The organism is Moraxella equi, assembly GCF_002027555.1.
GTDB lineage: Bacteria > Pseudomonadota > Gammaproteobacteria > Pseudomonadales > Moraxellaceae > Moraxella > Moraxella equi.
The window spans coordinates 1-10,953 of the sequence record NZ_MXAP01000096.1 but is presented as its reverse complement, the minus strand read 5'-3'; the positions used below and the strand labels follow the sequence as shown (position 1 = coordinate 10,953).

Annotated in this window: 3 protein-coding genes; 2 read left to right on the top strand and 1 reads right to left on the bottom strand. The window is 47.3% G+C overall.

Going from position 1 to position 10,953, the window contains the following annotated elements:
• Positions 1 to 192: 192 nt before the first annotated feature.
• Complete coding sequence (locus tag B5J93_RS09290; RefSeq protein ID WP_079326134.1) at positions 193 to 1,521, bottom strand: MFS transporter; 1,329 nt, start codon at positions 1,519 to 1,521, stop codon at positions 193 to 195.
• Positions 1,522 to 1,595: 74 nt separating this feature from the next.
• Here B5J93_RS09290 and B5J93_RS09285 point away from each other — a divergent pair, with 74 nt between their 5' ends.
• Together B5J93_RS09285 and B5J93_RS09280 are read left to right on the top strand one after the other, a co-directional pair.
• Positions 1,596 to 4,553, top strand: a complete 2,958-nt coding sequence (locus B5J93_RS09285) for an autotransporter assembly complex protein TamA (RefSeq protein WP_228144919.1) — start codon at positions 1,596 to 1,598, stop codon at positions 4,551 to 4,553.
• A gap of 433 nt (positions 4,554 to 4,986) precedes the next feature.
• Positions 4,987 to 10,068 carry a translocation/assembly module TamB domain-containing protein gene (locus B5J93_RS09280; RefSeq protein ID WP_079326133.1) on the top strand — a complete coding sequence of 1,694 codons (5,082 nt, stop codon included), beginning with the start codon at positions 4,987 to 4,989 and terminating at the stop codon, positions 10,066 to 10,068.
• Positions 10,069 to 10,953 lie beyond the last annotated feature (885 nt).

Genomic DNA, 10,953 nt, shown 5'->3' with positions numbered 1-10,953 from the left:
TTAAGTTCGGTTGGTATAGAAAATGCCCGTCAAACTTGATGGGTATTTTTTGTAAAAATTTCTTGCATTCCCCCAAAATTTTTGCTAAATTATCATAAAATTGTATATACAAATTTTTAACCCAACACAAAAACGCATTCACAATAAAAAGCCATGTTAATAAATAACATGGCTTTTGTGTTTTTAAAATAATTAAATCATGCCGTCATCTTCTGCCATTGCCATGCTGTCTTTATAACGGGTTAATTTGATGTATAAAAATATGCCAAAAACAGCATTAATCACACCCGTGATTAAAAATAATTGGGGGATGGATAATGTTAATGCCGTTAAAATGATAATAGAGAAAATGGCAGAGCCAACCATAAATATCGCATTAAAGATATTATTCGCCCCAACAATGCGTGAGCGATGGCTGATGGGAGCATAAGCCTGCATAAAAGCATATAATGGCACGATATAAATACCGCCTGACAACCCCAATAAAAACAAATCGGCAAATACCCGAGTTGTGCCATTTATATTTAACAGCTCGCTGATGGTATAAGTGCTATGGGCAGGGGCATTAATATGAATACTGCTTAGTGATAGATATAAATCCACGGCAAACACGCTAAGACCGATGATGCCGATGGGCAAAAGTTTTAGGCTGATTTGGTTTTTAGTGAGTGTTTTACATAATAATGAGCCGATGGCAGTACCAACAGAAAATAAGGTTAATAATAAAATCACCACCGATTCATTACCATGCAAAATCACTTTGCTAAATTCAGGGGTTTGGGTTAAAAAAGTCGCCCCATAAAACCAAAACCAGCTATTACCCAAAATGATAAAAAACAATAACGGTAAACCATACAAATATTTGATGATATTAAAACTGGTGCGAAAAATATTATAATCTACATTTAAATTCGGCTCGTGGGGTGGGACGACAGGGATAAAGCGAGATGCGATAAAGCCCAAGATGGCGATGAGTAGGGTTATGCCCGATATCCATACTAGCGAGTTGTTGAGCTGAGTTAAGACCCCCGCCAACATCATGCCTGTCAAGATGGCAAGACTGGTGCCAGTTTGGAACAGTCCATTTGCCCCGACCAGCTCATCTTTGTGCATGACTTCGGGCAGGTAGGCATATTTGACAGGACCAAAAAAGGTAGAATGCGTGCCCATTAAAAATAACGCCACAAACAGCAGAGGGTATAGCTCAAAGACAAATCCGACCGTCGCCAAAGCCATGATGATGATTTTTAATAGTTTAAGTTTTTGGGCGAGTTGTGATTTTTCGTATTTATCGGCGATTTGCCCTGCCAATGCTGAAAACAAAAAGTAAGGCAAGATAAATAGCAAGGCGGCAAGGTTGTTAAGCAAGCTGACCGCAACCCCCATTTTGGCGGCGGCGGTGTAGGTAAGCACCAAGATGAGTGCCTGCTTGAACACGTTGTCATTAAATGCCCCCAAAAACTGAGTGGCAAACATCGAGCTAAAACGACGGGTTCTAAATAGGGAGAATTGGGATGCCATGATGTTTTGTGTGTTGATAATGATAATTTAGTTGCTTATAATAGCAGATATTTTTAAAATTTTTAAAATTTATCATGAAAAAAGTTGTATCTGTACACAAAAAAACACGCCTGCTCTTGTGCTTGCATGCCCTGATGGGGGTTGGGGTATTGCCTGCGACAGCGAACCAACTGTTAGTACCACCACCCACGGTCAATCCTGATGCGTCCATGTCTGTGGGAGCGGGAGAGACCAATAACAGCGAGCCAAGCAAGACAGATAATGATGAGATAGATGATGGCAAGCTGAGCGGTACAGAGATGTTGGCAGATGGTCTGCCTGATGATGTGTTTTTTGGGGACATGTCCGCCAGTCAAATGCTGACCACGGCAGAGATTGAGAAAAAATTACAAGATGCCAGTATGGACAACCGCTTTTATGAGACGGCAGATGTCAGTCATGCCGACACCCGCCATGAAGATGGTTTTGCCAAGATTGAAGATGGCGATATTGCCACGCTGGGTACGGATAAGACGCCCATTGGGCTGGATGAGAGTGCCATTACCAAACTGCCCACTTATGAGAGTGTGACCGCAGGGCAGGATGAGACGGAGGGCGAGCTTGACCCGACCGCTTATTTGCCCGAGTACGAATATGAGGCGAACACACCGCCTCCACGCCCTGATGCCATCGTCGATGAGATTAAACCGCCAAATCTGGTCAAACGCCTGTACAGCCGCCTGTTCAATGACGGTGTAGAAGCGGTCACTCGCCTAAAAGTGAATGTCTATCACGGGGGCGAGCGTGTGGGCTGGGATACGGCGGTGGAGAGTTTGGATGACTTTGAAGCCCTGCGAGCCAAGATGATGGCAAGACGCATGAACAACGCCAAAGCAACCGACAATGCCGACAAAGTCGCCCGTAAAACTCTAAAATCCGAGCCATTTGCCAACATCGTGACCGCCTTAGAAGAGATTAGTGCTGAGAGTGTGGCGGACTTTGGGGCGTCGGTGGCACGCCTTAGACAGACGGTTATTACCGCAGGTCAAGCGGTGGGCTATTATGATTTGAATTTTAGCATAGAGCGGGCAGGGGCAGGCGAGATAAATCTGGTCATGCATGATTTGGGCGAGCCTGTCGTCGTGGATAATGCGGTGCTAGACGTGCGTGGTTTGGGGGCGGATGACCCTGCCTATGTCCAAGCCCAAGACAACGCTCCGCTCAAACAGGGCGATGTCTTTCATCATGGCAACTATGAAGCCAATAAGGCGGTTATTGATGAAGTCAGTGGCGAGCATGGTTATTTTGATGGCAGATGGCTTAGCAATTCAGTGGATGTGATACTGCCTGACAATGTGGCGGATGTGAACCTAGTCTATGACACAGGCGAGCAATACCGCTTTGATGATGTGGTGTTCTTTACCGTGGATAAGGATACAGGTCAGCTGACGACCGACCCTGACAAACTGCCTGTCAAGCCCGAAGTGCTACGCAAGCTGGTCACCTTTGAGATGGGCGATGCCTATAATCGCACCGCCACACGCAATCTAAGCAATAACTTACTTGCCACGGGTTATTTTAATGCAGTCAATACCGAGATAGTCCTGCCCAGTCAGACCCCAGAGACGGGGATTAATTTTGAAAATACCACTGCCCGAGCCGAGACGGATGATGGCAGTCAGACGGTAGATTTGGGTGATGGTGTGACGGCGACCATTGACCCGATTGACTTTACCACGAGTGAGATTATCAGCGACAAACTGGCGTTGGTCAAGCAAAAAGCCGAACGACTCTATAACGCCCCTGATGACCGTCTGCTTGTCACCGACAGCAGTAAGCAGTCACGCAGTATCCTAGGGCGTATCTCGGATGCGGTCAGTAGCGTGGCTAAGATGATACTGCCCGATGAATCCAGCGATGTTCTGCCAGAGCTACCCGAAGGCGTAGAGTCGCCTGTATTGGCAGGGCGAAAAGGTGGGCAGGATGTCTATGAAGACAAAAAAGTGCCACTATATATCTTTGTGATGTCGGACAAACCCCGAGATGCCCAAATCGGTGTGGGTTGGGGGTCAGATAATGGGGCAAGACTCATTACCAAGATTGAGCACAATCTCTTAAACAGAGATGGCATGCAAGCAGGGGCGGACGTGCGAGTCTCGCAAAACAAAAAGGGCGTGGAGATGTACATCACCCGTCCCATGAGTCATCCTTTAAACGATAAAGTCAAAGCTTCACTGGGTTATGATGAAGAGAAAATCGACCAAGGTGTGGGGCATTTTGACTTATCAAGTAAGACTTTGGAGACGGGGCTAAGCCGTAATATCATCAAGGAAAATGGCTGGAATCGCACCTATTCGCTACGATATCGCCTAGATGAGCTTGAAACCAACGCTCCAAGAGAGACGTGGCAGGATTTGCCGGTGCAGTTTGAAGGTGGCAAGCCCACCCAAGAAGCCCTACTGCTGGGCTATGCCATGAATAAGATGGTGGTGGACAATCTGGCAAATCCCATGCGGGGCTATCGTCAGTACTACTCGTTAGAGCTGGGCAAAGAAGGACTGCTCGCCGATACCGACATGGCGATACTGCGAGCAGGGCTTAGCGGTGTGTATAGCTTTGGTGATAACAGCTACGGCAAAGACCGTCAGCACCAACTCATCGGCAGTCTCAACCTAGGCTATCTGTGGGCGGATGATTTTAATGCCGTGCCGTACAAACTCCGCTTTTTTGCAGGGGGCGACCAAAGCATTCGTGGCTATAACTATGAAAGCCTGTCGCCTTTGTCCGATAAAGGCTATCTGACGGGCGGTCAAGCCCTAGCCGTGGCAAGTGGCGAGTATAACTACGAAATCTTAGAAGGCTTGCGACTGGCCGTATTTGCCGATGTGGGTAATGCTTATGATAAGGACTTTAAAAATGACACCAAAGTCGGGGCAGGCGTGGGCGTGCGTTATGCGTCCCCTGTGGGGCAAGTGCGACTGGACGTGGCAACAGGCGTGGGCGAAAAAGACAAATCAGTGAAATTGCACTTTTTTATCGGGGCACCTTTTTAAAAATTTGGTTCTAGCTCAAAAAGTATGCTATTAAGAAAACCGTTCGTGGTGAGCCTGTCGAACCATGACGGTTTTCCAGCCCGCAGGCATAGCTCAGGGTGAACGGAAAGCCTAGTTTGGCATACTTTTTATACCACTACCAAAAATTTAAATGATAAGTCTGTTCAAATTTGCCTTTGAAATATTCGTGGGCATTGTAAATGGATGATGTCTTTGGATGGATTTGTAAGGGAAAATTGCAATTTGCCCTATATAAAGCTGTAAAGCATTGATTTTTAGGTGAGTAATTTTTTATCTTATGTTCAAATTTGGCATATATTCTTATTTGTCATGATGATTGATTTACATTGATTTTACATTGAAAAATTGCTCAAATTATGGTTTAATGCACCATTTTTATGATAATTTTATCGCTTAACGACCACTGTTTGCCATGACTGACCACAAAACCACCGACCCTAAAAATGCCACGCCTGATGATAAGGCAGGGACGGATTTGTCCCATCAGTCGGGCACAAACCCATCACACACACCGCCAAAACCCAAATGGCAGGTGTATCTCATTCGGCTGTTTGTCGCCATTATTATTGTACTCGTGCTGATTTTTGCATTGCTGTTTTATGCCATTAGTACCGAGACCGGCACCAAATTTGTTTTAGAAAAAATCGCAACCGAGACCGGCACCAAGCTGTCCTACGGCAAAGGCAGTTTGCGTGGGGGCGTGTGGGTGAATGATGTCATCATCGCCCAAGGCGAAGACATGGAGATAAAGGTCAATCAAGCCTATGTCAAATTGGGCTGGCGGGCGGTCTTTGCCCGTCAAGTGCATTTGGCAGAAGCAAGCATTGATAAGCTTGACATCATCAATCACAAACCGCCCACAGGCGAGCCGTTTGATTATGCGACCATTGATTTGCCCGTTAGCCTACGCCTACAAAACACGACCGCAAGCACGGTCAGCTACACCCAAAAAGACAGCACAGGCGGTTATAAAGACGCCATTTATCTGTATGATATTGTCTTGGCAGATGGTAAATGGGCGGGGATGGATGTGCATATCAAAGGCGGGAGCCTTGATTTTAACCATGACGTGAGCGTGAGTCATGTCAATGGCGAGATTCGTCTGACAGGCGACTATCCGCTCTCTGCCACGGCGGATGTTAAGGTGTCCGCTTTGGATAAAGCGTATTTTGACACGCTACACACCACCGCCAAAGGCACGCTCAAACGCACGCACGGCAAGGTCACCAGTAAATATAACAAACACGACATTCATGGCGAGTTCGTCGCCCAAGGACTAGATGATGGCTCGCCATTTAGTGCCAAACTGTACGTCAATCATGCCGTTCTGCCCTATGCCAAAGAGCAGAACATCACGATAAAAGATGGGATAATTACCGCTGATGGCGTGGTTGAACGCATTGAGTTACGCATGAATGCCGACTTGACAGGCAGAGACATACCAGCCGGTCGGTATTATGGTCGGGGCGTGGTGCGTGATGGCGGTATGGACATCGAGACATTAACGGCAGACACCCCAAGCGGACAGCTCCATGCCGATGGCAACATGGTGTGGTCAGATGAGTTCATGATGGACGTGACGGTGCGTGGCGATGGCGTGCGAGTGCGTGAGTTCATGCCTGTTGAATACACCGATTATCAGGCGTATCTGCCGACGGTGCTAGATGGGGCTTTGGGTTTTCAATATTTTTATCTGGACAAGGCGACCAATGAGACTCGCTTGGCATTTGACCTAGCCCAAAAAGATGGCGAGCGAGTACAGGCAACGCTTGCCCAAAGCCAAGACAGCCCTAACGCTCCGTGGCGGATTCATGCCGATTGGCAAAACTTGGTGCGGGCAGGCGTGCCAAACATCGATAACATCAATAGTCCACACGGCACGGCAAGTATTCGCCTAGAAGAGGGGCGAACCTACATTGAGGGCAAGGCGAACATCAAGGCGTTATCGGTTGCCCCTGTGGGGGATTATGACATTCGTGCCAATATCGAAAAGGGCGAGCGGATTCATCTAACCGATTTTCATTATCAAGGCGAGCTTGGGGACTTGACGGGGATGGGGCGGATTGACCTTGCCACGACCAGCACGCCGTTGGCTTGGCAGTTTGATTTGGCGACCGATGGCTTTATGCCCAATGCGTATTTTGACACCCCTGATCAGACCCCGTTTTCACTCATCAAAGGCACTATTCTAGCCACAGGGCGAATGCGTGAAGATAAGCAAAATACCAAGGCAAGGGCGAATACCACAAGCTCGCCAAAAGAGCCAAATCATACAAGACAGTCGCATGAGATTAACATCATTCGCTCGGACTTGACAGCGACCCTTGCCGATGACAGTACCGTGACCCTGTCAGGCGAGGGCAAGGCGTTGGTGCAGATGGCAGGTTCGAACGTTAGTCATTTTACCGCTGACTTTAAGGGTAAATTTGGTCAGAGCCTACTGACTAAGATTGGTACGGGCGATATTGTGCTTGGGGTTCATGGCGACCTAGATAAGATGAACATCAGTACCCTGGATTATCGCACGTCCAAAGGCAGGCTGTCAGGGTCGGGGGTGCTGACACTCGCCCAAGGCATTGGTTGGGACATCAAGGCTCGCCTTGATGAGATAGATACGTCTGCCGTGGTGGATAATGCCAGCCTGCTTGCCGTCATCACAGGCGACATGAGTAGCACAGGCAGTTATCAAGATGGCAAACTGGGCAAACTCACTGCCAAATTTGACGGTCAAGTCGCCCATGATGACATGCTAGATGGTCAGCTTGCAGTGGATGTCAGCGGAGAGGATAACCGCTTTGTGGTACATCGCTTGGAGCATACAGGGGAGGCGGGCGAGCTGTCAGCGTCAGGGATGGTGGACATCGGACAGATGGCGTGGGACTTGACGGCAAAAATGAATGCCTTGAACATCGGTCGCTTTGTGCGTGACATGGACAGTGAGCTGACAGGGGGTTTTACCACGACAGGGCGATGGGGTAGGGACATTCAGCGTATCGCCATTGATGGCTTGGCTCTGACAGGTGTCATGCGAGGACAGGATGTGACTGCCACGGGGTCGCTGTCGGGGGAGTTTGATTTGTCTGATGATTTGGGTGGGTATATTGGCAGTCTAAAAACCAATCCTGACAGTTTTGATTTACAAAGCATTACCGATTTTCAGCGTCAGTTAGAACAAAACACCAAACAAACCCGCCAAATCATCCGTAAGTTAAACGCCGATAAAGTCCAAGTTCGCATGGGCGATAATGTCGCAAGCATGCATGGCAATGAGCAAAATCTCACCACAGCACTTAATCTTACCGACCTAAGTCAGCTCATCCCGAGTGCTCGGGGGATGATAAAAGGCGGTGTGATTTTGGTGGATAATCGCACCGAGCTACCGACCATTTATGTGGATTTAAATGCTAATGACGTGCGTACGGCGGATGTCATCGTCCAAAAGGCGAGTGTGGTGGGTAAAATTGTCAATCTGGGCAATGCTCCTAGTCAGTTATTAGCTGAGGTCTCAGACATCATCGCCATGGGGCGAGTGGTGAAGTCGGCACGGCTTGATTTTAAAGGTACGCAGGATAAGCACGAGCTGGCACTGATGACCAAAAATGCTCAGGTGGAGGCACGTGCCAAAGTGGTGGGTGGTTTTAACAGCCGAACCAAGACTTATCAAGGCGTACTGGGCGAGGGACGGATGGAGACCCGCTTTGGGCTGTTGTCACAAAGACAGCCGACCGAGTTTAAGATAGGGTTAGATAAGAGCTTACAAATCGCTCCGCACTGTTGGCAGACCAGTAAAACCCGTGCAGGCGGTACAGGTTCTTTGTGCCTACAAGACACGCTGGTCTATACCCCCAATGAAATCAAAGCAGATTTGGTCGTCCAAGACCTTGATACATCCGTACTCTCGCCTGCCATGCCCAGTGACATTTTTTGGCATTCTAAGTTAAATGGCAAAGCCAAAATAAGCCATAAAAAAGGCAATACCAGTCCCCAAATCAATGCCGTGCTATATTCGGATAATGGACGACTGGGACTGTATGGCGATGATACAGGCTATGTGGAAATGCCCTATGAGCGTATCTCGGTCATCGTCCAAAGCACGCCCACAGGGCTAAAACTACGCACCGATGTGGCAGGGACGATAGGCGAGGGCTATGCTGACGTGTTAATGAATCCATTCGCCGATGACAAGCCCATCTCGGGGGCGGTGGTGATTAATGACATTAATCTGGCAGTGGTGCGTCCATTTTTTCCAAGCCTAAAAGCCCTATCGGGCAACGTCACGCTCCAAGGTGGTGTGGGTGGTACGCTGTCTCGCCCCTTGTTTTATGGTAATGCTGAGCTGACGGATGGGCATTTGGCGGTCATGGATGTGCCATTGGATTTGACAAACATCAACCTATCAGCCCAAGTGTCAGGCACGCAAGCGACATTGGCAGGCGATTTTGTCGGTGGGCAGGGGCAGGGTGTGCTGACGGGGCAGGTGGACTGGCAACAGGAACTCCAAGCCAAAGTAAACATCTCTGCCGATGATTTGACCATCAGCTCGCCTCCTATGGTTGTGGCACAGGTCAGTCCCGACCTTGAAGTGGTGGTTAGACCTTCATCTCGCTATGTGGACATCAAAGGCGTGGTGGTCATACCATCAGCAACCATTCGCCCGCCCGAAGCACAGGGTGATGTCGTGGCTCAGTCGCCTGATGTGTCGGTGCTTGACCGTCGTCTTTCGGGCAAAGTTGAGCAAATTTTGGCAGTGTCTGCTCCGTGGGATATTAATGTCGATATCGGATTGGATTTGGGTGATGATGTGACATTCCGTGGTTTTGGTGCCAGACTGCCACTGGCGGGGGCGTTACACCTGACCCAAAGCGGGCAGGGCAAAACCCAAGCTCGGGGCGTGATACAGGTGTCTGAACGCACCAAGATTGACGGTATTGGACAAAATCTAGAACTTAACTACGCCCAAATCCGTTTTAATGGCGACATGCTAAACCCACGCTTATCCATTGAAGCCGAAAAAGAAATTGAAGGACAAACAGTGGGCGTGCGTATTAAAGGTACAGCAAGCACGCCAGAGATTAGCGTGTTCAATAACGCAGGGCTATCCGAACAGCAAGCGATGAACGCCATCATTACAGGGCGACTGTCGCCATCGGCAGACAGTCAAATCTCCGAACAAGGATTTCGCTCACAGGTCACCAATAACCTAGCGGCCGCAGGGCTGAGTCTTGGCTTATCAGGCACACGTGGACTTACCAACCAAATCGGCAGTGCATTAGGCTTTGAGAGCTTGACGGTGGACGCATCGGGCAATTCAAGCGACACGCATGTTAATGTCACAGGCTACATCACGCCTGACTTATATATCCGCTATGGCGTGGGCGTGTTCAATGCTGAGACCGAGCTGTCCATGCGATATCAGCTGACTCGTCGTGTCTATGTGCAGGCGACATCTGCCGCTGAGAACATGGTTGATGTGATTTATCGTTGGAAGTTTTAGGTTTTAAGTGGTTCGGGTGTGCCCATCATTGATGGTATGTTTATGGATGTAATGAAAATTTGATAAATTTAATCTATTTTTGCATGCAAAATAACTGTCTGAACACTTATATAGATCTCATCCCAAATTAAAAATGAATTCTTATAAGTGCTGGGATTGAAATTTTTAAAAATCTATAAAAATCGGGATTTGGAAAAAACTCTGATTTAAAAAGTTGAGTTAAAACCTTGAATTTATGGCATTTTAAGTGGTTAGATTATTTTCATCATCAAATCCTTGTTGGTGTTTTAGTGTCAACTGCGAAATTTTCCTTGAAAAACGTCTAATTCCCCTGCCTTTTTAAACAAGCATTTTATTACAAATACAAAAGATGGGCATGTCCTAGGATGCCCAAATTCTCTACCAGAATGCCGTTACAGCAAAATAATGGGTTAACAAGTCATTGGTAAATGATTGATTGTCATAGAATGCATCAATGCCAAACCAAAATCCTTAAAGCTCAAAAACTATATATTGCTATAACCAAAGAAGATTTGTCCCAAGAGCTGATTTGATTGCGGAAGTAGTGAATGAGAGATTGTAGGAGGTTTTGTGGTGAGTTTATTCAAATTTCAATCAGAATATTTAATTTAATTGGGGTTATGATTGCCAAAAATAATTACCAATCAATCAGAAATTTTACATTTGTGACACGCACCTATAGATTTGCATTAGGCTTGCCATATTTGATACATTTGGTCTGCCGAAAAAAAGATATGCCATTCATTTCAGCCCCATGCTCGGTGTATATAAAAATGGATTATTGCACCACAGGCAAGTATTTTTTGCCAAAAGAATTGTCATTGAGACATACATACAAATAAATATTGTATACCAACCGAACCC